The sequence below is a fragment of the Halobacillus sp. B29 genome (assembly GCF_052246755.1).
In the GTDB taxonomy this organism is placed as follows: domain Bacteria; phylum Bacillota; class Bacilli; order Bacillales; family Halobacillaceae; genus Halobacillus; species Halobacillus halophilus.
In genome coordinates, this window is the sequence record NZ_JBQQCM010000006.1 from 211,540 (window position 1) to 235,328 (window position 23,789).

The following is a 23,789-nucleotide window of genomic DNA, read 5'->3' on the forward strand; positions in this document are numbered from 1 at the left end:
AGGGGGAAGAACCGTGAAGGAAGCAGTCATTGTTGCAGGAGCACGGACACCTGTGGGTCGCGCCAAAAAAGGAGCGTTTGCCCACACGCGTCCTGATGATCTTGCCGCACTAACCATAAAAGAAACATTAAAAAGAGCTGGTAACTACGAAGGAAGCATTGATGATGTCATTATTGGGTGTGCTATGCCTGAAGCAGAACAAGGTATGAATATGGCACGCAATATAGCGGGGCTCGCCGGGCTCCACCATAAGGTTCCCGCCATTACTATTAACCGCTATTGTTCTTCAGGACTTCAAAGTATCGCCTACGCTGCTGAGAAGATTATGCTCGGGCACAACGATACCGCCATCGCCGGCGGTGCAGAGTCTATGAGTTTAATTCCTATGGGAGGTCATGTGATCAAGCCGAATATTGAATTGGTCAAGAATGCTCCAGAATATTATATGTCGATGGGACATACGGCAGAGGAAGTAGCAAGGCGCTTCGAGATATCAAGAGACGATCAGGACGCCTTTGCTGTCCAAAGTCATGAGCGTGCAGCCAAAGCGATTCAAGAAGGGAAATTCAATGATGAAATCGTTCCGGTGGAAGTAGAAGATAGAGTTCTAGGCGCTGATAATAAAGTAAAAGAAAGTAAAATAACGGTATCTATGGATGAAGGTGTACGACCTGGTACTACCAAGGAAGTCCTTGCTAAACTGAAGCCTGCCTTCTCGACAAAAGGGTCGGTCACTGCAGGCAATTCTTCGCAAATGAGTGATGGAGCAGCCTCTGTTCTAGTAATGGATCGTGAAAAAGCAGAAGCAGAGGGCTTAAAGCCTCTAGTGAAGTTCCGTTCCTTTGCTGTAGCAGGAGTGGAACCTGAAATCATGGGGGTAGGACCAATTGAAGCTGTACCGAAAGCACTGAAAATGGCAGGTTTGAGTATTCAAGATATTGGCTTATTTGAATTAAATGAAGCGTTTGCCTCACAATCCCTCCGTGTTATACGTGAACTTGGACTTGATGTGAACAAAGTGAATGTTAATGGGGGAGCGATTGCTCTAGGCCATCCACTGGGATGTACGGGTACTAAGCTTACATTAGGATTAATTCACGAGATGAAAAGGCGTAACGAGCAGTTCGGTGTCGTAACGATGTGTATTGGCGGCGGTATGGGAGCAGCCGGAGTTTTTGAGTTACTATAAGAGGAGGAAAAACAAATGAGTGAATTAAAAGAAATGATTAAGGGCGGCGGATTCATGGTGGAAGATTTATCGGCTGAGGATGTGATTACACCTGAAGATTTTACAGATGAACATTTGATGATTGCTAAAACCGCTGAAGATTTTGTGTTAGGTGAGGTCGTTCCTAAAATTGATAATCTGGAAAACCACGAATTTGAGCACTCTGTTAAATTGCTGAAGCAAGCAGGTGAGCTTGGTTTATTAGGAGCAGATGTGCCGGAAGAGTACGGCGGGCTTCAATTAGACAAAATCAGTTCCTCTTTAATTACAGAGAAATTTTCCCGCGGTGGAGGATTTTCTGTTACTCATGGAGCACATGTAGGTATTGGTTCACTGCCTATCGTGTTTTTCGGTAATGAAGAACAAAAACAAAAATATCTTCCCGTACTGGCCACAGGTGAAAAAATCGCAGCTTATGCTCTGACAGAGCCAGGGTCTGGATCAGATGCTTTGGGAGCTAAAACGACAGCGAAACTTAACGAAGCAGGCACTCACTATGTTTTAAACGGTGAAAAACAATGGATTACAAACTCTGCATTTGCTGACGTATTCGTCGTTTACGCTAAAATAGATGGAGATAAATTCACGGCCTTTATCGTAGAAAGAGAGTATCCAGGTGTTTCTACAGGACCTGAAGAGAAAAAAATGGGAATTAAAAGTTCCTCTACACGTACGCTCGTTCTTGAAGACGCCGAAGTTCCTGTTGAAAATGTTCTTGGAGAGATAGGACGCGGGCATGTCATTGCTTTTAATATTCTAAACGTGGGCCGATACAAATTGGCTATCGGAGGAGTCGGAGGAGCGAAGCGGGCTGTAGAACTTTCTGTTAAGTATGCGAAAGAGCGCAAACAGTTTAAGACTCCGATCGCGAGTTTCCCGCTTATTCAAGAGAAAATTGCTTCAGTAGCTTCAAATACCTATGCCAATGAAAGTGCAGTATATCGAACTGTAGGCTTGTTTGAGCAGAGTATGGGTAAGCTGTCTGAAGAAGAACTTAAAGATGGTGCAGCTGTAGCCAAAGTCATTGCTGAGTACGCAATCGAATGTTCATTAAACAAGGTGTTTGGAACAGAGTTACTGGATTTCGCTGTCGATGAAGCTGTACAAATCCACGGTGGATATGGATTTATGGCCGAATATGAAGTTGAAAGATTGTATAGAGATTCCCGGATTAACCGTATATTTGAAGGAACAAATGAGATTAACCGGATGATTGTACCAGGTACGCTTCTTAAAAAAGCCATGAAGGGCGAACTTCCATTGCTTCAAAAAGCACAGTCCCTTCAAGAAGAAATTATGACGCTTATGCCAGAAGAACCAGGTATTGAACCTTTGGAGCAAGAGAAATATTTATTAAAGAATGCTAAGAAAATTGCTTTACTTGCAGCCGGTTTAGCTGCTCAGAAATATGGTGAGAAAATTGAAAATGAACAGGAAGTGCTCGTTAATATAGCGGACATTACAGGCGAGATATATAACATGGAGTCTGCTATTCTTCGTACGGATAAAGCCCTGCAGAAAAACGGGGAAAGCAAAAACGAATTGAAACTTCTTTACACGCAAGTTTATACTCAAGAAGCATTTAATCGAATCGAAGCTCATGCGAAGGAGACGTTGATTGCTGCTGAATCAGGTGACTCCCTTCGAATGATGCTCGGTGCACTGCGTAAGCTAACTCGACACACTCCAATTAATGTAATTGCGAAGAAACGGGAAATAGCATCCGCACTCATCCAAGCAGAAAAATTTGTAGTATAAATTCATTAAATCCCTGCTTTGATTGTTCAAAGCAGGGATTTTTTCTGTCAAACATTTGGATTGTCATTAAATTAGATTAACCGATGAAATAAATATCTTCATTATGGTAAAATATAATATATCAACTGTAAGGAGTGATAGTTATGCCGGTAACCTTTTATTGGTACCCCAAATGCGGGACTTGCAAAAAAGCTAAACAATGGCTGGATGAACAAGGGATAAATTATACCTCCATACATATCGTGGAAGAACCACCGACTTCTGATGAGCTGGTCAAACTAATCGATCGAAGTGGTCTTCCTGCTCGTAAGTTTTTTAATACGAGTGGTAAAAAGTATAGAGAATTGAATATGAAGGAAAAACTGAAGGATGCTACTCAGGAAGAAATGATCGAATGGCTTGCTTCAGATGGCATGTTAATTAAAAGGCCTATTCTCACAGATGGAAACAAGGTCACTGTTGGTTTCAAGCCTGAGAATTTTCAGGAAGCGTGGGGCAGTGAGCAGAACATTGGAAATAAAAGCAGCTAGCTTTTATGTTTGTAATGGTTATAAATCATATTTAATATTGTGGAGGGATTTCAATGAGTGTACCAAAAGATCTGCGTTACTCTGAAGAACACGAATGGGTTAAAGAAGAAGGCGGGAAAGTCCGTATCGGCATTACAGATTTCGCTCAATCTGAACTGGGTGATATTGTGTTTGTAGAGCTTCCTGAAGTAGGGGACGAACTTGAAGCAGATGAACCGTTTGGCAGTGTAGAATCTGTGAAAACTGTTTCAGAATTGTACGCTCCATTAAGCGGTAAAGTTGTTGAAGTGAATGAAGAGCTTGAAGACAGCCCGGAATTCGTAAATGAATCCCCGTATGATAAAGCGTGGATGGTGATTGTGGAACCAGGTGATTCTTCTGAAATGGATGAATTAATGTCATCTGATCAATATGAAGAAATGATTAATGAAGATTAAAGTCTAGCAATTACCATGAGCAATTGTACAGGCAGGGCTACATATGATCCTTGTCTGACATGATCGTGTACCATATTAATCATGTTCAGACCATGCCTCTTTGGCATGGTCTGTTTCTATATAGTGGGTGATAGAAAATGGATGGAGAAAGAATCGTAATTGTTGAGGGAATAACGGATAAGCGAAAAATCAAGAAAATTCTTGCGGAAGATATAGAAATCATTTGTACACATGGAACACTTGGCATCGAACGGATGGAGGAACTGATTCTTGATTACAATCTCGACGAGCGCAGGGTGTATATTCTTGTGGATGAAGACGACTCCGGCTATAAATTAAGAAAACAACTGACAGCAGAACTGCCTCATGCCGTACACATCTACATTGATAAAGCATTTCGGGAAGTGGCAGCCACTCCTGAACCCGAATTAGCTAGAGCCTTATTAAATAGGCACTTTAACGTAAAGTCCATTTATCTCATTTAGGAGGATCATAGTGCAGGAAATAGATAACAAGTCAGCAGGTCATGATTTAGAAGAGCAAAACATTGGATTAACATTCATCCATACTCCTTTTTGTGGAACCTGCCACTTGGCCAGAAAAATGCTTACGACCATTGAGGTCACGTATAACAGGGAATTATTTAAAGAGTGCAATGCTTCGCTGCATCCTGACTTAATGAAAACGTATCAAATTAAAAGTGTGCCCTGTCTTCTTGTAACCCATCACGGAGAAGTTGTAGAGAAGATTTATGCATTTCATTCAGTTCCTTTTATGTACGATAAACTTTCTGAATATGTAAAAAAATAAATGAATCACCCGGTAAATGACGAACGATTCTTCGTTATTTTAGAAGGGATGACTCCTCCTTATCAAGAATTTATTTAACAAATAAAGGAGGAGTTAACAATGATGGAATTCATACAAGATTGGGTTAAACAAGTGAACCAGAGAACAGATCTTTTACCCACTTGGCGGGAACGCACGCTGAACGTAATTCTACTGGTCGGCAGTCTTAAAGTTTACCTGTATATAGACCAGTCAGGTGTACATCTTAATACAGATCATCAGGATAATGAGTATAATGACATTTGCCTGCAATCTTCCAGTAGTATTATGAAAACTTTATTTGCGGGAGAACAAAAGTTAACTTCTTTCCCCCAAACCACCATTAAAGTTCAAGGGGCATACCGGAATATATTATTTATAGAATCACTTCTACTATTGGCTAGATAAGTTCACCGAGAGATTCTACAACGGATAAGAACTCTGCTTTATCCCCGAATTGTGAATGAATAAAACCATCCTTATTAATGATAACAGTGGTAGGTACCCCGTCGCTGTTATACAAATCGTAAATTGTTCGTCCTTGGTCTTTAAGGGCTGGCTGAGATAAAAACTTTTCAGCATATTCTTCTGCCTCAGCTTCGCTTCGTTCACGTCCTGCTACATTTATTGTTATCATTTTTACTTTCTCATGATCCATTGTTTTATAAAGTTGTTCTTTTTTAGGTAAATCTTTACCACTGTCGGGACACCATGAGGTCCAAAAAGTAAGAACAATTATTTTTCCCAGATCCTCTTTATTACTATAAGTTCCTTCTTTGTTTATATACGGAAGTTCAAAAATTGGCGCATTCCTCAACGTGACCACTCCTTAATTGTTGACTTAATTTATAGCCCCATGCTAACATATTCATTAATTTAATAGCGACATCTTCACTTATCCAGAGAGGCGGAGGGACTGGCCCTTTGATGCCCGGCAACCGGTTCATGCAGATGAACACGGTGCTAATTCCTGCAAAGTACTTTACTTTGGTAGATGAGAAGAGTGTTTTAAACGAACTCTTCTAACTTTAAGGAAGAGTTTTTATTTTGTCGAATTTATAGGAATATTATCAAGTTGACACGAAATTCTAACAATGCTAGAATCCTCTTTATAGTACGTACACGTATTAAAGTGATAATAAATTAATATAGTAAAATCTCTTATCCAGAGAGGCGGAGGGACTGGCCCTTTGATGCCCGGCAACCGGCAAGTTAAGACTTGGCAAGGTGCCAATTCCTGCAAGGGGTAATCCTTGTGAAGATGAGAGAACAGATAAAGATTGTTACGCTAACCTTTCTGTTCTCAAGCAGAGAGGTTTTTTTATTGGAGGGAAGACGACATGATTTCAATTAAAGGCTTATCCAAGGTCTTTCGCACGAAACATCAGGAGGTCCGTGCTGTCGACGACCTTAGTTTACAGATAAAAAAGGGAGAGATTTACGGGGTCATCGGTTATAGTGGTGCTGGAAAAAGTACTTTCATAAGGCTGCTAAATCGCCTGGAAGATCCAACGGACGGCAAGGTGACCATTGATGATCAAGAATTGACTTCTTTAAACAAAGGGAAGCTGCGGGAGGCCCGGCAGGAGATTGGTATGATTTTTCAGCATTTTAATCTTTTGTGGTCTCGAACCGTTCACGATAATATCGCTTTTCCACTTGAAATAGCTGGCGTACCAAAAAGCGAAAGAACTAAACGTGTTAATGAATTAATAGACCTGGTAGGTCTTAGTGGACGAGGTAATTCATACCCCTCTCAGTTAAGCGGCGGACAGAAACAAAGAGTAGGAATAGCTCGTGCGTTAGCAAATAAACCGAAAGTTCTTCTTTGTGATGAAGCGACGTCAGCTCTTGACCCAGAGACAACGGATTCCATTCTTGATCTATTAGTAGATATTAACGAGAAGCTTGGACTGACAATTGTTCTCATCACCCATGAAATGCATGTGATTCGAAAGATCTGCCATCAGGTAGCCGTTATGGAGCAAGGTAAAATTGTGGAACAGGGAGACGTGCTCGATGTTTTCCTTTATCCAAAAGAACAGGTTACCAAGAAGTTTGTCGATCAGGTAATGGGAGACCCTGAACGCGAACATTCTCTTCAGCTCATAAAGGATACCTATAAAACTGGTGAGATCCTTCGTCTGCATTTTGTAGGTGAGAGCACCAATCAGGCTTTAATCAGTGAAATTTCCAGAAAGTTTGTGCTGGATGTAAACATATTGCACGGAAAGATCACGCAAACCCAAAAGGGTGCGTATGGAACAATGTTTGTTCAATTTCTGGGTGATAAAGAAGAAATCACGCGTGCGATTGAATATATTCAATCCACCTCTGTAGAATTGGAGGTGAGTCCAGATGATTAATCAATTTTTCCCAAACGTCACTATGGATGATTTGATAACAGCTACTAATGAAACACTCTACATGACACTAATCTCTGTAGCAGGTACGTTTATTTTAGGTTTACTGTTAGGTTTACTTCTGTACTTGTCAGGTCCAGGAGGCCTGTGGCAAAACAAGATATTAAACTGGATAACTGCTTCAGTCGTTAATATCTTCAGGGCTATACCTTTTATCATTTTAATTTTGTTATTATTCCCATTTACTGATTTTCTCATTGGCACTATTCGAGGTCCTAAAGCGGCACTCCCTGCCTTAATTATAGGTGGCGCACCATTCTATGCACGGCTTGTCGAGATTGCATTGAAAGAAGTAGATAAAGGTGTCATTGAAGCTGCTAAATCGATGGGTGCTAAATCTTCTACTTTGATTTTTAAGGTGCTGCTTCCTGAGTCAATGCCTGCCCTGGTTTCTGGGATTACCGTTACAGCTATAGCATTAATTGGCTATACCGCGGTGGCGGGAGCGATCGGTGCCGGTGGTTTAGGTGACTTTGCCTATTTCTACGGATTTCAGCGCAGCGACTTTGATGTTGTCTTTATTTGTACGATTCTCATTGTGTTTATTGTTTTCATTTTCCAATTTATCGGGGACTTCGTTTCTAGAAAATTGGATAAAAGATAAAAATCCTACATTATATTAAAGGGAGAGAGTATTTATGAAAAAAATTACATTCGGTATTTTTACTTTATTATTAATCATTCTTTTGTCAGCATGCGGTTCATCAGACGAAGGAAACTCAGGCTCGGAAGAAAACAGCGGTGATGGCAGTTCTGAAGAAGGAACCACTGAAATAGCTGTAGGAGCTACAAGTGTTCCACACGCAGAAGTACTTCAAGAAGCTAAACCATTGCTTGAAGAGCAAGGGATTACCCTGACTATTGAAGAATATCAAGATTATGTGCTTCCTAACCAGGACTTAGCAGAGGGAAGAATTGATGCGAACTATTTCCAGCACATCCCTTATTTAGAAACACAAATGCAGGAAAATGATTATGACTTTGTAAATCTTGGCGGTATTCACATTGAACCTATGGGTATTTACTCTCAAAATATCTCAAGCGTGGATGAAGTTCCAGAAGGTACTACCCTTGTGATGAGCCGTTCAGTAGCTGACCATGGAAGAATTCTTTCGCTTCTTGAACGCGAAGGCCTTGTGAAATTGGATGAAAGCGTAGATAAGGTGGATGCTACAGTAGACGATATTGTTGAAAACCCAAAAAATCTTCAATTTGACTCCGGAGTAGATGCAGCGACATTACCTGAGATCTACAAACGAGAAGAAGATGCTCTAGTAGCGATTAATACAAACTACGCTATTGAAGCTGACTTGAACCCAAGTGAAGATTCATTGATCCTTGAAGGCTCTGAATCCCCTTATGTAAATGTGATCGCAGCCCAGAGCAAAGATGAAGACTCTGAAGCACTGCAAACATTGGTAGAAGTATTACGTTCAGAAGAAATTCAAACGTTCATGAAGGAAGAATATAATGGAGCTGTAGTGCCTGTAGATGGCAGCTCTGAATAACGGATAAGATAAGTGACTGCGGTTTATACTAACTGCAGTCACTTATTTTTATTGGGAGGTTAGAATGCGATGCAGGAACAACAAATGAATTGGACACAGACTTATTTACATGATTATAAAGAAGGTATGGGTGATTTTACTGAGAAAATGCCAGAAGTCGCTCACCAATTCAGTGAATTCACAGAAGCGTGTTTCAAAGAAGGCGAGCTTTCTAAAAAGCAGAAACAATTGATGGCACTTGGAATAAGTATAGTAGCTCAAGATGAATATTGTATGATTTATCATACAAAAGGTTGTGTCGATCAGGGTGCAACAGAAAAAGAAATCCTGGAGGCTTGTGGGGTAGCAGCTGCTTTCGGCGGAGGCGCGGCTTTAAGTCAGGCTGTAACGTTGGTTCAGGATGCGTATATGGATTTAAATTCCAGTGTTAATTAGTTTGAATAGTTAGAAAATTAAAGGAAATCTGATGTATTCATATGTACTGGTCGAATCAAGCGCTTTCATCGAAATGAATCAAGTAGAATCAGATATTTCAGGGTTTATACCTGTTTGTGCAGGGGTAAAGATCTATGGTACTCTGAATTGTGTAAATAATCTGAAAGGGTTGATTCGTTATTAGTGACCAACTGAATTTAAATTACACTGCTGAAATGGAAAAAGCCATGCATCAGGCTCATAATCTGAGTTATGCCGAGTACAGCAGCAAGTTGGATACACGTTTGAAAGTAGAAGAAAAACGCCAGAAAGAATTTGAACAAGGCCAGAAGATGTTTGCTCAACTAGATCGTCAATTGCATAGATAACTTAAGCAAGGAATCAGGTGATCTTTAGTCACCTGATTTTTTCGTGTTATAATAATGTAGAAACAAAAAAAATTCACTCATAAATTGTTGAAAAATCGGCTCATTTCCACTGGAAGGAAAAAGTTGATATCACTTTCTAAATGATATAAGATTATAATGAGAATAAATTGAGAATGGTTCTACTATCTACAATAAATAAACCCATTCCATTACTATAGATACTGGAGGTATTAATTATGGCAGGATCAACTTTAGAAATTAAAGATCTTCACGTGGAAATCGAAGGTCTAGAAATACTTAAAGGTGTAAATCTTACAATTAACGGTGGTGAATTCCACGCAGTTATGGGACCAAACGGAACAGGTAAATCTACTCTAGCCTCCGCTATTATGGGACACCCAAAATATGAAGTAACTCAAGGTGAAATATTATTAGACGGTGAAAATGTCCTTGAAATGGAAGTGGATGAGCGTGCACAGGCAGGACTTTTCCTTGCTATGCAGTATCCTAGTGAAATCAGCGGTGTAACTAATTCCGATTTCCTGCGTTCTTCTATTAATGCTCAGCGTGAGGAAGGCGACGAAATTTCTCTTATGAAGTTCATTAAAGACATGGACTCTAAGATGGAAACTTTGGATATGGATAAGAACATGGCTCAGCGTTATCTGAACGAAGGATTCTCAGGTGGCGAGAAAAAACGTAACGAAATCCTTCAGTTAATGATGATTCAGCCAGCTATTGCGATTCTTGATGAAATCGATTCTGGTCTCGACATCGACGCTCTTAAAGTTGTAGCTAAGGGTATCAATGAAATGCGTAACGATGCATTTGGCTGCTTAATCATTACTCACTATCAGCGTCTTCTAAACTACATTACTCCTGATAAAGTACACGTAATGATGCAAGGCCGCGTAGTTAAATCTGGCGGACCTGAGCTTTCCCAACGTCTTGAAGAAGAAGGTTACGACTGGATTAAGCAAGAATTGGGAATCGAAGACGAAACAATCGGTCAAAAAGCGTAACTAAGATAGGAGGGTTAACATGACAGTAGACGTCTCACTACCATACGACAAAGAGTATGTAACACAATTTTCCAATGGTTTACAAGAGCCAGAATGGATGAGAAACCTTCGATTGGATGCCTTGGAAAAATCAGAATCACTTCAACTTCCTAAGCCTGATAAGACGAATATTAGCAAGTGGAATTTCACGGAGTTCAAACACAATGTTCAAGGTGAAGTTATCGATTCACTTGAAGATTTACCAGCTGAAATTCAAGACTTTTTAGATAAAGAGAAAGAACAGCAAAACCTGGTTATTCAAAGAAACCATACGGTAGCCTATGCAGCAATCGATCAGGAATTAAAAGATCAAGGTGTTATTTTTACCGATATGGCTTCTGCTATAAGAGATCATAGCGATCTAGTGCAGAAATATTATATGAATGATGCTGTACACGTGGACGAACATCGTCTTACAGCCCTTCATGCAGCTTTAATGAATGGCGGAGTCTTTCTTTATGTACCTAAAAACGTACAAATTGAAGAGCCTATACAAGCTATTTTCTGGCAGGAGGATCCAGAAGCTTCTCTAATTAACCACATTCTCGTGGTAGCGGAAGAGAATAGTTCTGTAACGTATGTGGAGAATTATATCTCTCATAATAAAGAAGAGAAAACCTCAGCAAATAACGTTACGGAAGTAATTGCCAAAGATGGTGCCAAGGTTTCATTTGGTGCTGTTGATAACTTTGACTCTGGAACAACGGTTTATACGAACCGTCGCGGTGTTGCTTATCGTGACTCTGTGATCGAATGGGCTCTAGGACAAATGAATGAAGGCGATACTGTATCAGAAAATATCACTCATTTAATTGGTGATAATTCTCATTCAAATGCGAAAACAGTAGCTATTGGCCGCGGCAAACAAAAGCAGAACTTTACTGCGAACATTACTCACTTCGGTCAAGGCTCAGATGGATATATCCTTCAGCATGGTGTTATGAAGGACAAAGCTTCTGCCATCTTTAATGGCATTGGTAAGATTGAGCATGGAGCTTCCAAATCTAATGCTGAACAAGAATCTCGTGTACTCATGCTTAGTAAGGATGCACGCGGCGACGCTAACCCGATTCTCCTTATAGATGAGGATGATGTAACAGCAGGTCACGCTGCTTCTGTCGGCCGAGTGGATCCTGTACAGCTTTACTATCTAATGAGCCGCGGTATTTCCAAGTTTGAAGCAGAACGTCTCATTATTCATGGCTTCCTTGCTCCCGTTGTCAAACAGCTTCCTGTGGAAGCCGTTAAACGTCAACTGACTCAGGTAATTGAAAGGAAAGTATATTAATGGATATCAATGCGGTACGCAATGAATTCCCGATTCTTCATCAGGAAGTAAATGGCCATCCGCTTGTGTATCTGGATTCATCCGCAACATCTCAAAAGCCGATTAAGGTCATTGAAAAACTTGATGAATATTATCGCGGATATAATTCCAATGTTCATAGAGGCGTTCACACGCTGGGGACATGGGCGACGGATGAGTATGAAGGTGCTCGTGAAAAGGTGAGAAGGTTTATTAATGCTTCCAGCACCCAGGAAGTAATCTTCACTCGTGGAACAACGACAGCCATTAACACCGTTGCGTCAAGTTATGGAAGAGCTAACCTCAAAGAGGGTGATGAAATTGTCATCACCCCAATGGAACACCATAGTAACATCATTCCATGGCAGCAAGTGGCTAAAGAAACAGGGGCTGTTTTAAAATATATGCCTCTTCAGGCTAATGGAACGATTAACTTGGAAGATGCACGGGAAACAATTACTAAGGACACAAAAATTGTGGCTATTATGCATGTTTCCAACGTTCTTGGAACGATAAATCCAATAAAAGAACTAGCATCTATTGCTCATGAAAATGATGCGGTTATGTTAGTAGACGGTGCACAGAGTGCCCCGCACATGAAAATTGATGTTCAAGATCTGGATGCCGATTTTTATGCTTTTTCCGGCCACAAGATGTGTGGACCAACTGGAATTGGAGTTCTTTATGGTAAAAAAGCTCTTCTTAAAAATATGGAACCGGCTGAATTCGGAGGAGAAATGATTGATTTCGTAAATTGGTACGATTCAACGTGGAAAGACTTACCTTGGAAATTTGAAGCAGGCACTCCAATTATTGCTGGAGCTGTTGGTTTAGGAGCCGCTATCGACTTTTTAAACGAAGTCGGTCTGGACGAAATCAAAAACCATGAACAAAAATTGGCCGCTTATGCGCAAGATAGAATGCAGCAAGTGGAAGGTATGACGATCTACGGACCTAAAGAGAGAGCTGGACTAGTAACATTCAATCTCTCTGATGTTCACCCACACGATTTGGCCACTGTTCTTGATGCTGAAGGAATTGCAGTTCGCGCAGGTCATCATTGCGCTCAGCCATTAATGAGATGGCTTGAAGTATCAGCCACAGCTCGCGCCAGTTTTTACCTGTACAATACCGAAGAAGAAATTGACAGACTTGTTGAAGGATTACAAACAACAAAGGAGTATTTTGGCGATGTCTTTTAACAATTTAGATACACTTTATCGCCAAGTCATTATGGATCACTATAAAAACCCACGTAATCGAGGGGCGATTGAAGGAGATCACATGACAGTGGATATGAATAATCCGACCTGTGGTGATCGCATACAACTTCAATTGCAAGTAGAGGATAATCTAGTTAAAGATGCCAAGTTTGATGGAGAAGGCTGCTCTATCAGCATGTCCTCTGCTTCCATGATGACTCAGGCAATCAAAGGAAAACCCGTAGAAAAAGCGCTTAAGATGTCTGAAGTCTTTTCAGAGCTTATGCAAGGAAATGAAGTGGATACTGACGAGCTTGACCTTGGAGATATAGAAGCACTACAGGGAGTTTCTAAGTTCCCAGCACGTATCAAGTGCGCCACCTTAGCCTGGAAGGCTATGGAGAAAGGCGTAGATGAAGAAAAGCAGGATTAAGCTTTTGTCAATACCAAAAGGAGGTATATAATCATGGCTAAAGAAGCACCAGAAGTTGGAGAGTATCAATATGGATTCCATGAAAAAGACATTTCTATTTTCCGTACCCAAAAAGGTTTAACGAAGGAAGTCGTGGAACAAATCTCCAATTATAAAGAAGAGCCTCAATGGATGCTTGATTTCCGTCTTAAATCTTTAGAGCAGTTTTATAAAATGCCTATGCCACAATGGGGCGGAGATCTATCAGAACTGAACTTCGATGATATCACTTACTACGTGAAACCTTCCGAACGTTCTGAACGTTCCTGGGACGAAGTACCAGAAGAAATTAAAAATACGTTTGATCGTTTAGGTATCCCTGAAGCTGAACAGAAATATCTTGCAGGTGTATCCGCTCAGTATGAATCAGAAGTGGTTTATCATAATATGGAAAAAGATCTTGAAGATCTAGGTGTCGTATTTAAAGATACGGACTCAGCTCTTAAAGAGAACGAAGATCTTTTCAGAGAATATTTTGGTAAAGTAATTCCACCATCTGATAATAAGTTCTCTGCATTAAACTCTGCGGTTTGGTCTGGCGGATCATTCATTTATGTACCTAAAGATACAAAAGTAGAGACACCATTGCAGGCTTATTTCCGAATTAACTCAGAAAACATGGGTCAATTCGAGCGGACGTTGATTATTGCAGATGAAGGTTCTTCTGTACACTATGTAGAAGGATGTACAGCACCTACCTATTCATCCAGCTCTCTTCACAGTGCAGTGGTTGAAATCTTCGTTAAAGATAATGCTTATTGCCGTTATACCACTATTCAAAACTGGGCGAATAACGTATATAACCTGGTTACGAAGCGTGCAGTTGCAGATGCAAATGCAACAATGGAATGGGTAGACGGTAACCTTGGTTCTAAGCTGACTATGAAATATCCATCTGTTATCCTTAAAGGTGAAGGCGCACGTGGAATGACTCTTTCCATCGCACTTGCCGGAAAAGGACAGCACCAGGATGCAGGCGCGAAAATGCACCACCTCGCACCTAATACGTCTTCAACTATTGTTTCGAAATCCATTTCGAAACATGGAGGTAAAGTTACGTATCGCGGAATTGTGCAATTTGGCCGTAAAGCTGAAGGAGCACGTTCGAACGTAGAATGTGACACGTTAATTATGGATAACGAATCTACTTCAGATACCATTCCTTATAATGAGATCATGAACGAAAATATCTCTTTGGAACACGAAGCCAAAGTTTCTAAAGTATCTGAAGAACAATTATTCTATCTTATGAGTCGCGGTATTTCTGAAGAAGAAGCAACAGAAATGATCGTAATGGGCTTCATTGAACCATTCACGAAAGAACTGCCAATGGAATATGCCGTAGAAATGAACCGTCTAATTAAATTCGAAATGGAAGGTTCTATCGGTTAATTCAATTCAAATTTTACACGGATGGTACAGGTGGTTTTCCCACCTGTACTTTTTTAATGCAGTACTATTCATATCATGACTGGTATTTTTAATTCTTAACATAGGCTGGATGTTTTAAGAATAGAAAACATGATACTATAATATTATCTATAGAGATAAAGGATGTTTTAAAATGGTCATCCTCATGTTTATAATCGGTTTAGTGACAGCATTAGTTGGAAGCATCGCTGGATTAGGTGGCGGTGTTATTTTAGTCCCTGCATTACTTTTTTTAGGAGATCGGCTAAGTGCTTTCGACTGGGTGACTCCGCAGTCAATTGTTGGGATTTCCCTGGTGGTCATGATATTTACAGGAATGTCCTCTGCTCTTTCTTATTTGAGACATGACCGTGTAGATAAAAAAATCGGATATGTATTTTTAATAGGAAGTGTTCCCGGGGGGATTATAGGCTCGTGGTTAAATCAATTTTTTAAAACGGATATGTTTTCTTTATTGTTCGGCTGTATTATGATTTTAGTTTCTTTGCTATTTTTTATACCGAGGAAAACTCCAGGTACTTACTTATTTAATGAAGGTATCAAAAGAGAGAAGGTTATTGAAGGAACAACTTATACGTATCAGATGCCGATTGTTTTCGGACTTATTCTATCCCTTGGAGTGGGAATGCTATCGGGATTGCTCGGCATTGGCGGAGGCTCTCTAATGGTGCCTGCCATGATTTTATTATTCAATATGCCCGCACACATTGCAACGGCTACCTCGATGTTCATGATCTTCTTTGCGAGTATCTCAAGCTCGGCTACTCATATCTTTCTAGGCCACGTCGAATGGGCTTATACGCTCTACTTTATTCCAGGGGCATACTTAGGGGGAACGCTCGGAGCTCGTGTTAACCGGCATTTAAAAGGACAAGCTGTTGAGTGGTTTTTAAGAGTATTATTGATCTTAATCGGTATCCGTTTAATATGGCAAGGAATTGGATAAGGAGACTGATGATGAAGGAAAAATTATTTTTTTATTACACAAGTGATTTACATAGTCATTTTGAGAATTGGCCCCAAATCGTCGGCTACTTTAAAAGGAAAAAAGATCAGCACAACCGGAAAGGTGAAAGTTTCTGGTTAATGGACAACGGAGACCATGTGGATCGATTTCATCCGATAGCGGAAGGATTAATGGGAAAAGGTAACGTGGAACTTTTGAATCAAGCTGGCTATCATCTTGCGAATTTAGGGAATAACGAAGGGATCACGCTTTCTAGTGAGGATCTATACACCCTTTATGATAAGGCGAATTTTGAAGTGATCTGTGCAAACCTCAGTTACGGTGGAGGAGACCAGCCTAAATGGCTGAAGTCACACGAGATTTTGACCTCCACTAAGGGTACGAAGATTGGGCTGATTGGATTGACAGCTCCCTTTAAAACATTTTATAAACAGCTTGGCTGGGATGTCGAATCCCCTTATGACTCTTTGGATGAATTGTTAAATGAAGTCCGTGCACAATCGGATATTGTGATTCTTCTTTCTCATTTAGGTATTAATGATGATGAAGAAATTGCACGTCGGTATGAAGGGATAGATGTCATTATTGGGGGGCATACCCACCACTTATTCCAGAATGGTGAATATACCGAGCATTCACTTCTAACAGCTGCGGGAAAACACGGTACTCATCTGGGAGAAATTATATTGGAATGGGATACTGAACAAAAGAAATTAATGAAAAAAGAAGCCTATGCGATTCCAACTGAGAATTTGCGTAAAGATGAGAAAGTCATACAGGATGTACAGGTGATGAGGGAAAGGGCCATAGACCTTTTACAAACTCCTATAACAAAGTTAACTAAGCCTTTGTATATAGGTTGGTTTCAAGAGACTTCTTTAATGTCCAGGCTTACCATCGAACTTCAGAATTGGACAAATTCAGACGTGGCGATGCTGAATGCGGGTATTTTATTAGATCATTTAGGAGAAGGGGAAGTGACTTATCAAGATGTGCACAGGATCTGTCCTCACCCCATGAACCCCTGTAAAGTAGAATTGAAAGGGGATGAACTACTGGAAGTCATTCGGGTAGCTCATACAAGAAAGTTAACGGAGATCCGCTTGAAAGGATTTGGCTTTCGTGGAGAAGTGATTGGGAAGATGGTTTTTGCCGGCGTGGAAATTGAAACGAAAGAATCGCAGGACGGTGAAGAACGTGTAGTACGCGTAACAAAAAATGGCGTTCCTATTGATCAGGATAAGTCCTATACTCTTTCAACCGCTGATACATTTACGTTCGGCAGGCTGTTTCCTGAAATTGCTTATGCACCCAATAAGGCTTATTATATGCCTGAGTTACTCCGTGATTTACTATCGGAAGCGCTAAAAACATATGAATAAAAGGTTTTCCTAAAGATTGGTATCCAAAGTCCAAAGATATCATTAATTCTATGCCTAAACCTCTTCTGTACTACATATAGTTAGTTCAGGAGGGGTTGTTTTAATGGGGAAAAGTAAAGTTACAAATGGGCCCTCGATTGGGAAAAGAATCGTTTTGACTTTTATGTTTTTTTTACTATTCACCGCTTTGAGCCTCTGGCTAATCAACCGGGGTATTACTCCGGCACTCATTGGTATAGCTGAAACAAAAACCCAACAACTTGCAAGAGATGCAATCAATGAAGCCGTTAATAAACAAATAGCGGAAGACCTACAATTTAATGACTTAGTTAAAATGGAAAAAGATGATAAAGGAAATATCGTTTATATGGGCTGGAATTCAGTTGTGGTGAACAGGGTGCTGAGAAACACAACATACCGGGTTCAAAACTTCCTTAAAAGAATGGAACTAAACGAATTACCAATGGAGGATACAACACTTGAGCCTGATATTGATCCTAATATGACTCAGGAGGAACTAGGCGAACAGCCCGCAACACTAATTGAAATTCCAGTCGGACAGGCGACGAACAATTCGCTTCTCGCTAACCTGGGACCTAAAGTACCGGTTCAATTACGTGTGATTGGGGACGTACAGTCAAACTTTCAAAGTGAAATTACAGAGTATGGTATTAATGCAGCATTATTTCAATTATCTATTCATATTGAGGTAAACGTAAGGATTGTGATTCCTTTCTCCACTGAAACAACAACCGTCGCTACAGATATTCCTATAGACACAGCTACTATCTTAGGAGAAGTTCCTGACTTCTATGGTGGTGAGGGAGAAGCTCCAGACAAATCACCATCTTTTTCCTTTCCAATGGATGCCTTGCAATAATGTAACTATACTGATAGAATTGCATGGAAATAAATATGCGTGACCTTATCAGATCGGTGAGGTAGAGGTGCAGACGTCATTAGTAATCAATGGGAGCCAGGCAAGCTAGGATCATTGAGGAAAGGGATGAGTTTCTGCCGAAGTGTACGATAGTGTTGTCAGACTATCCTATGCTGGTGTATATCTGAAGAAGAGACACACTGTCATGCATGCTCTTTTGGGTGCATGGGGCGCTACTGATCGAAATGGAGGATAATCAAGTTGCTACAGGCAATGATAGGTTATTTTCTACTATCATTGTCTTTTTTTATTCCTCATTTTTTTAGGCAGTAGCCTTCCTACTCCCGTTTACATCAATAGCTTTACGGAGGGAATATCATGGAAGGAACGATTTATTCATTAATCCCGGCATTATTAATGCTGGTCCTTGTGTTGGTAACAAGAAGAGTGATTTTATCACTGGGGATAGGGATTATTATCGGAGCATTTATGCTTACGGGGTTTGATCTCAAAGAAGGTTTTGTATTAATCTGGTCGTTATTTTCGACTATTTTCGTGAGTGAAGGAGCTCTCAATACAGGGAACCTGTATCTGTTATCATTCTTATTTTTATTAGGTATCACTACAGCCTTTATGACAGCCTCAGGGGGAAGTAAGGCCTTTGGGAAATGGGCTGTTGAAAAAATTCGCACACGTAAAGGGGCAAAACTGCTTCCGGCTGTTTTAGGGGTTATCATTTTTATTGATGACTACTTTAACGCGTTAGCTGTTGGTCAGGTGGCCAGACCTGTAACAGACCGTTATAAAATATCAAGGGCTAAGCTTGCCTATTACATTGATTCTACATCTGCTCCCATTACCGTTATTTCTCCGATATCGAGCTGGGGAGCTTATATCATCGGCACGATCGGAAGTATTTTAGCAGCTAATGAAATTTCTAATTATCAGGCATTGGAAGCATTTATCCTAATGATTCCTGCCAATTACTATGTGTTCGCTGCGCTGCTTCTTGTCTTTCTCACTATCTTCTTGAAGCTAGACATTGGGGCTATGCGGACGCATGAGAAAAGAGCTTTAGATACTGGTCAGCTAACTAATCCTGATGGAGATGTTCCAGGGGATTTAAACGATGAGTTTAAGCAGCACAACAACGGCAAAATTGCTCATCTAATTCTACCCATTGGAGCGCTTATAGCGGGGACAGTGGCGGCTATGGTTATCACAGGTATTCGAAACACGGATGGGGCCGTGGATCTGCTCGCGATTTTCGCAAATACCAATGTGAATATTTCCTTATTTATAGGAGGACTGGCAGCCGTGGTTACAGCAGGTGTTTTATACGCAGGACAGGCTAGACCGAAGTCGGGAACACCGCTTGTCTTCTGGGAAGGAATTAAAGCCATGCTGCCCGCTATTTATATATTAGTATTTGCCTGGATGATTGGAGATATTATCAGTCAGTTGCAAACAGGTGAATATTTAGCTCAGCAGTTCCGCCAGGCGGATATTAATGTTGCTTATCTGCCCTTGCTTATTTTTATCATTTCTGGATTCATGGCACTTTCCACGGGGACTTCCTGGGGAACATTTGGAATTATGCTTCCGATAGCGGGGGAAATAGCGGCTGTTACGGAGCCGGCTATGATACTGCCTGCTCTATCAGCTGTACTGGCTGGTTCTGTGTTTGGAGACCATTGTTCGCCTATTTCAGATACAACCATATTATCTTCTACGGGGGCAGGTGCAAACCATATTGACCACGTACTCACCCAGCTTCCTTATGCAGGCATTGCTGCGGTAGCGGCCTCCATTGGATATATCCTACTTGGCTTAACTGGGCAAGTATGGATTCCATTGTTAGCAACTCTCGCTGTTGTGGTAATTATAGGTATATTGATTCATTCCTTTACTTCCTCAGTCGAGAAGAAATAAATGCTAAACTTATCCTAAGGATAGAGACTTTTCTAAGTCTCTATCCTTTTTTTGTTATTTTTGTTAAATTCTAAATATTTTAAAATAACTTTGACAACCCCTAAACGGATGGTTATAATTTAAGCAGAAATAATCAGAAAAAAATAAAAATTTCGAAACACCCCCTCATCCCTGATTTAGGGTAACATGAGGGGTTATATAAATAAAAAGGAGGCCTTTCACATGGAAAATCGTGCACAATGGGGGACGCGAGTGGGTTTCCTGCTAGCTGCTATGGGGTCAGCTATCGGGCTTGGTAACATTTGGCGTTTTCCTGCCACTGCGTACGACAGCGGCGGAGGAGCATTTATCGTACCTTATCTATTTGCTTTACTTACAGCAGGTATTCCGCTTTTAATCATGGAATATACTATCGGTCATAAATACCGTGGGTCTGCACCAAAGTCTTTTGGGAGAATTAAAAAAGGCTTTGAATGGCTGGGATGGTGGCAAGTTGCCATATCCTTTGTTATTTCTACTTATTATGCCGTTATTATTGCCTGGGCAATTATGTATGCTTTTTATTCTTTCAACTTAACTTGGGGCGATGATCCAACAGCATTTTTCGTAGGAGATTTTCTAGAGCTGGCCGATGCGGGGGCGATTGGCGGACTTGTTCCCAAGGTACTGCTGCCGTTGCTTGCCGTTTGGGTTATTACGTTAGGGTTTTTAGCACGAGGAGTTAAGAAAGGGATTGAAGTAGCTAATAAAATCTTCATTCCGCTCCTTGTCGTCTTATTCTTAATTATAGTCGTCAGAGCAGTGACGCTTGAAGGAGCTGCTGATGGTCTTTCGGCATTCTTTACGCCTGAATGGAACCGTATTGCAGATCCTAACGTATGGGTGGCAGCCTACGGACAAATCTTCTTCAGTTTATCAATTGCCTTTGCCATCATGGTAACTTATTCTTCTTATCTGCCGAAGAAGTCAGACATTACGAACAATGCCTTTATAACCGGTTTTGCTAACTCGTCATTTGAAATTTTAGCTGGTATTGGTGTGTTTGCAGCCGTTGGATTTATGGCATTCCAATATGATACATCTGTAGGTCAACTGGCTGCTGAACGTGGAGTAGGAGGGATTGGACTAGCATTTATGGTATTCCCTGAAATTGTTAGCCAAATCCCGGGAATACCTGGACTGTTTGGATTCCTATTCTTTGCTTCCCTTGTTCTTGCCGGTCTATCTTCTTTAATTTCCATTACAGAAACGTATGTAGCGGCTGTATCGGAGAAATTTAATGTGTCCCGTATTAAAGCTGTACTCTTAGGAGGCGGTCTGGCAGCAGTTATTTCCCTTCTTTACGCTACAAGAGGCGGGCTAAGCATTCTGGATACCGTCGACCATTTCATCAACACGTTTGGGGTGGCATTATCGGGGCTTGTAGAGATTGTGGCGCTTGCCTGGCTGGCACGCAGTATTAAAGGTCTGAAAGAACATGCGAACCAGACTTCTGATATTATGCTGGGCAACTGGTGGGTAGTATGTCTACAGGTTATTACCCCTATTGTCCTTGGATACATGATGGTTCAGAATCTTATTCTTGAGTTGTCATCTGCGTATGAAGGCTACCCTGTTACTTTATTAGTTGTTGGTGGCTGGTTAGTGGCTATTGCAGCTATTGTTGTAGGCGTTCTTTTCTCAATGAAGAAATGGCCGAACAATGAGTTAGAATTCAACGAAGATGAAGACTCGAAAGGGGCTGCTAGATAATGGCGATTATCATGTTTATTATTACCGTAACAATTATATGGGGCGGGCTTGCACTCAGTATTACCAATGCAGTCCGTAAAGCTAAAAATTAATATAATGAAAAACCGGAAAGGTGATTAAATTCACCTTTCCGGTTTTTTTTAATAGACCATGCGTTCCCATTTTTTAAGAAATGGATATGGATCGAAAGCCCACTCATTTTTTCCGTTATCCTGGTACATACCGTAGTGTAAGTGTGGAGGGAATTTTCCGGAAGTTCCTGGAGGTCCATAACCGGAAGCTCCGACTGATCCTATTACGTCTCCCGGCTGAACCACGTCTCCCACTTCGATATTATCTGCAAATCCGTTAAGGTGTGCATAATAGTGGTAAATGTTGTAAATATCACGAATACCCACTCGCCAGCCTCCAAATTTGTTCCAGCCCTTCATTTCAATTACTCCATAAGTGGTGGACTTGACAGGCACTCCATAATTAGCAAAAATATCTGTGCCTTCATGAATGCGTCGTCCCCCAAAACCACGGGCATCACCCCAGGTGCTCCTATAGCTGTAATTGGCTTCTGTGGGTACGGGGAAGTCTCTTTTTGTCAAGGAGACTGTCTGGAATTTTTTGAATACTTCCGCAGTATTCATAATGGTTTGGACGGTTAAATCACGCTTATAATAGTTGAATAAAGCAATTTTAATATCATCTTCTGTGGTACCATAAGATTGAATATATTGGCCGATGGTCCAAAGGACGTCTTCATCATCTTCAATTTCTGCTTTGTTATCGCCATTGCCGTCAGAGCCCCACCCGTTGGGAAAGAATTCTACAGGCATCTCACCTGCGCTCCCTGTCCAAAAGAAGGGTTCAGGTTTAATAGCTGTGACCCGTCCTTCTTTAGGATCATCATGGACTTGGCGTTCATATTGATCAACAGCGGCAAGGTACTCCCATGGAATATTTGTAAGAGCTGCTGTTTTTTTATACAAGGCCATTCTTGCCTGACTTTCCTGATCTGCGTATATATGTTCACTTCCAAAGCTCATCAATACAAAAAAGATAAGCGATATACCTAAACATTTCATTAATATTCACCTACGATGGTTTTTGATACTGTTAGCATGAACTACATGCTTCATGTTATGTTTGGAAATGAAAGGCAGCTTATCAAGTCTCTGTGCCAGGTCTATCATCAGACCCCATATTTGGACCTTCATTTGGTTGGTCACTGTCATTTTCAGGTACTTTACCTTGCGGAGATTTCTTCATTTTCTTAATAATACTGTCGATCACTTCCGTATATTGTTCATCATATACAGTGGAAGTACTTACACTTTGGATGTCTCCAAATGAAGCAGGGTTATCGGATACAAACACGTGGTAAAAGCTTGGTACTAATGAATAAGCAGTCTTTTGAACCATATCAGCTGCTTGCTCTCGGTCGTGATTATTGGGAGGCTGATAAGCAACGAGAATTTCGTTGTCTGTAACTAAAGTAGCAACATCTTCAAATCCATCATACCGAAGAATCATTCTTGTAATCATGTCAGCCATTTGTTCACGGTTAACTTTAATATCTCGATTTTTTTCAGCTTCCTGGTCCAATTGATCTTTCTTAAATCTTACATATCCCACTTGCCCTTCAAGAGGCTGATCATTGTAATTATCCATAGCGTTTCCGTTTAGAGTATCTCCATCACGTGTTTCTTCTTCTCGGTCTGTTGTTTCGTTACAGCCTGTGATCATAAACAGACAGGTTAATAAAATAGGTAAAATGGTTAGCTTTTTCACTTTTTTTCCTCCTTATTAATCGGTTTCACTTAGGTTGAACTTTTTTTTATGAATCATACTTATTTTGTAAAGTTGTATTTCCGCGTTATTCGGGAAATATGATACACTTA

The 23,789-nt window shown here is 40.7% G+C and carries 25 protein-coding genes, 1 pseudogene and 3 riboswitches; of the genes and pseudogenes, 23 read left to right on the forward strand and 3 right to left on the reverse strand.

The window, feature by feature from the left end:
• Positions 1-13 precede the first annotated feature (13 nt).
• From ACTWP7_RS10070 to ACTWP7_RS10100, 7 genes are all read left to right on the forward strand, one after another.
• A complete protein-coding gene (locus tag ACTWP7_RS10070) occupies positions 14-1,189 on the forward strand; it encodes an acetyl-CoA C-acetyltransferase (protein ID WP_443123074.1) in 1,176 nt (391 codons plus the stop codon).
• Positions 1,190-1,204: 15 nt separating this feature from the next.
• Positions 1,205-2,986: an acyl-CoA dehydrogenase family protein gene (locus ACTWP7_RS10075; protein ID WP_014644174.1), complete on the forward strand. Its 1,782-nt coding sequence runs from the start codon at positions 1,205-1,207 to the stop codon at positions 2,984-2,986.
• Positions 2,987-3,129: 143 nt separating this feature from the next.
• Positions 3,130-3,516, forward strand: a complete 387-nt coding sequence (locus tag ACTWP7_RS10080; protein WP_014644173.1) for an arsenate reductase family protein — start codon at positions 3,130-3,132, stop codon at positions 3,514-3,516.
• Between the two features lie 53 nt (positions 3,517-3,569).
• Positions 3,570-3,953: a glycine cleavage system protein GcvH gene (gene gcvH, locus ACTWP7_RS10085; RefSeq protein WP_014644172.1), complete on the forward strand. Its 384-nt coding sequence runs from the start codon at positions 3,570-3,572 to the stop codon at positions 3,951-3,953.
• A 137-nt stretch (positions 3,954-4,090) separates the two neighbouring features.
• Positions 4,091-4,438: a toprim domain-containing protein gene (locus ACTWP7_RS10090; protein ID WP_443123075.1), complete on the forward strand. Its 348-nt coding sequence runs from the start codon at positions 4,091-4,093 to the stop codon at positions 4,436-4,438.
• Positions 4,439-4,448: 10 nt separating this feature from the next.
• Positions 4,449-4,763, forward strand: a complete 315-nt coding sequence (locus ACTWP7_RS10095) for a thioredoxin family protein (RefSeq protein WP_443123076.1) — start codon at positions 4,449-4,451, stop codon at positions 4,761-4,763.
• 99 nt (positions 4,764-4,862) lie between these two features.
• Positions 4,863-5,189, forward strand: coding sequence for a hypothetical protein (locus ACTWP7_RS10100; protein ID WP_443123077.1), 327 nt, complete (start codon positions 4,863-4,865; stop codon positions 5,187-5,189).
• On the opposite strand, the gene ACTWP7_RS10105 is transcribed toward ACTWP7_RS10100, so the two are convergent.
• Positions 5,182-5,598 (reverse strand): TlpA family protein disulfide reductase, encoded by a 417-nt coding sequence (locus ACTWP7_RS10105; RefSeq protein ID WP_443123078.1) that lies wholly within the window; start codon positions 5,596-5,598, stop codon positions 5,182-5,184. The two genes, ACTWP7_RS10100 and ACTWP7_RS10105, sit on opposite strands and share 8 nt — an antisense overlap.
• Before the next feature lie 75 nt (positions 5,599-5,673).
• Positions 5,674-5,782: riboswitch (SAM riboswitch) on the forward strand.
• Positions 5,783-5,939: 157 nt separating this feature from the next.
• A riboswitch (SAM riboswitch) is annotated at positions 5,940-6,049 on the forward strand.
• Positions 6,050-6,121: 72 nt separating this feature from the next.
• Between ACTWP7_RS10105 and ACTWP7_RS10110 the strand changes: the two genes are divergently transcribed.
• The 16 genes from ACTWP7_RS10110 (at position 6,122) to ACTWP7_RS10185 (ending at position 21,992) form a co-directional block, all read left to right on the forward strand.
• Positions 6,122-7,147, forward strand: coding sequence for a methionine ABC transporter ATP-binding protein (locus ACTWP7_RS10110; RefSeq protein WP_443123079.1), 1,026 nt, complete (start codon positions 6,122-6,124; stop codon positions 7,145-7,147).
• Positions 7,140-7,808, forward strand: coding sequence for a methionine ABC transporter permease (locus ACTWP7_RS10115; protein WP_443123080.1), 669 nt, complete (start codon positions 7,140-7,142; stop codon positions 7,806-7,808). Before ACTWP7_RS10110 ends, ACTWP7_RS10115 begins: the two co-directional genes overlap by 8 nt.
• Before the next feature lie 34 nt (positions 7,809-7,842).
• Positions 7,843-8,712, forward strand: a complete 870-nt coding sequence (locus ACTWP7_RS10120) for a MetQ/NlpA family ABC transporter substrate-binding protein (RefSeq protein WP_443123081.1) — start codon at positions 7,843-7,845, stop codon at positions 8,710-8,712.
• A gap of 69 nt (positions 8,713-8,781) precedes the next feature.
• Positions 8,782-9,147 carry a carboxymuconolactone decarboxylase family protein gene (locus ACTWP7_RS10125; RefSeq protein WP_014644164.1) on the forward strand — a complete coding sequence of 122 codons (366 nt, stop codon included), beginning with the start codon at positions 8,782-8,784 and terminating at the stop codon, positions 9,145-9,147.
• Positions 9,148-9,362: 215 nt separating this feature from the next.
• A complete protein-coding gene (locus ACTWP7_RS10130; RefSeq protein WP_014644163.1) occupies positions 9,363-9,515 on the forward strand; it encodes a hypothetical protein in 153 nt (50 codons plus the stop codon).
• A 236-nt stretch (positions 9,516-9,751) separates the two neighbouring features.
• Complete coding sequence (sufC, locus tag ACTWP7_RS10135; RefSeq protein ID WP_089751755.1) at positions 9,752-10,537, forward strand: Fe-S cluster assembly ATPase SufC; 786 nt, start codon at positions 9,752-9,754, stop codon at positions 10,535-10,537.
• 19 nt (positions 10,538-10,556) lie between these two features.
• The gene (sufD, locus tag ACTWP7_RS10140; RefSeq protein WP_443123082.1) at positions 10,557-11,864 is read left to right on the forward strand and encodes a Fe-S cluster assembly protein SufD; all 1,308 of its coding nucleotides are present in this window, start codon (positions 10,557-10,559) and stop codon (positions 11,862-11,864) included.
• Entirely contained in the window at positions 11,864-13,084 is a 1,221-nt protein-coding gene (locus ACTWP7_RS10145; protein WP_443123083.1) for a cysteine desulfurase, read from the forward strand. The genes sufD and ACTWP7_RS10145 overlap by 1 nt, the downstream gene beginning before the upstream one ends.
• Positions 13,074-13,517, forward strand: coding sequence for a Fe-S cluster assembly sulfur transfer protein SufU (gene sufU, locus ACTWP7_RS10150; RefSeq protein ID WP_443123084.1), 444 nt, complete (start codon positions 13,074-13,076; stop codon positions 13,515-13,517). The genes ACTWP7_RS10145 and sufU overlap by 11 nt, the downstream gene beginning before the upstream one ends.
• 33 nt (positions 13,518-13,550) lie before the next feature.
• Positions 13,551-14,948 (forward strand): Fe-S cluster assembly protein SufB, encoded by a 1,398-nt coding sequence (gene sufB / locus ACTWP7_RS10155; protein WP_443123085.1) that lies wholly within the window; start codon positions 13,551-13,553, stop codon positions 14,946-14,948.
• 172 nt (positions 14,949-15,120) lie between these two features.
• Complete coding sequence (locus tag ACTWP7_RS10160) at positions 15,121-15,933, forward strand: sulfite exporter TauE/SafE family protein (RefSeq protein ID WP_443123086.1); 813 nt, start codon at positions 15,121-15,123, stop codon at positions 15,931-15,933.
• Between the two features lie 11 nt (positions 15,934-15,944).
• The gene (locus ACTWP7_RS10165; protein ID WP_443123087.1) at positions 15,945-17,336 is read left to right on the forward strand and encodes a bifunctional metallophosphatase/5'-nucleotidase; all 1,392 of its coding nucleotides are present in this window, start codon (positions 15,945-15,947) and stop codon (positions 17,334-17,336) included.
• 103 nt (positions 17,337-17,439) lie between these two features.
• Positions 17,440-18,216, forward strand: coding sequence for a sporulation protein YunB (yunB, locus tag ACTWP7_RS10170; RefSeq protein WP_014644155.1), 777 nt, complete (start codon positions 17,440-17,442; stop codon positions 18,214-18,216).
• Between the two features lie 54 nt (positions 18,217-18,270).
• A riboswitch (Lysine riboswitch) is annotated at positions 18,271-18,460 on the forward strand.
• A gap of 134 nt (positions 18,461-18,594) precedes the next feature.
• Entirely contained in the window at positions 18,595-20,148 is a 1,554-nt protein-coding gene (locus ACTWP7_RS10175) for a Na+/H+ antiporter NhaC family protein (protein WP_443123088.1), read from the forward strand.
• Between the two features lie 222 nt (positions 20,149-20,370).
• The gene (locus ACTWP7_RS10180; RefSeq protein WP_443123089.1) at positions 20,371-21,900 is read left to right on the forward strand and encodes a sodium-dependent transporter; all 1,530 of its coding nucleotides are present in this window, start codon (positions 20,371-20,373) and stop codon (positions 21,898-21,900) included.
• Entirely contained in the window at positions 21,900-21,992 is a 93-nt protein-coding gene (locus ACTWP7_RS10185) for a MetS family NSS transporter small subunit (RefSeq protein ID WP_443123090.1), read from the forward strand. Before ACTWP7_RS10180 ends, ACTWP7_RS10185 begins: the two co-directional genes overlap by 1 nt.
• 48 nt (positions 21,993-22,040) lie before the next feature.
• On the opposite strand, the pseudogene ACTWP7_RS10190 reads toward ACTWP7_RS10185, so the two are convergent.
• Together ACTWP7_RS10190 and ACTWP7_RS10195 are read right to left on the reverse strand one after the other, a co-directional pair.
• A pseudogene (locus tag ACTWP7_RS10190) lies at positions 22,041-22,886 on the reverse strand (M23 family metallopeptidase); the annotation flags it as partial.
• A gap of 169 nt (positions 22,887-23,055) precedes the next feature.
• A complete protein-coding gene (locus ACTWP7_RS10195; protein ID WP_443123091.1) occupies positions 23,056-23,679 on the reverse strand; it encodes a YhcN/YlaJ family sporulation lipoprotein in 624 nt (207 codons plus the stop codon).
• Between the last annotated feature and the right edge of the window lie 110 nt (positions 23,680-23,789).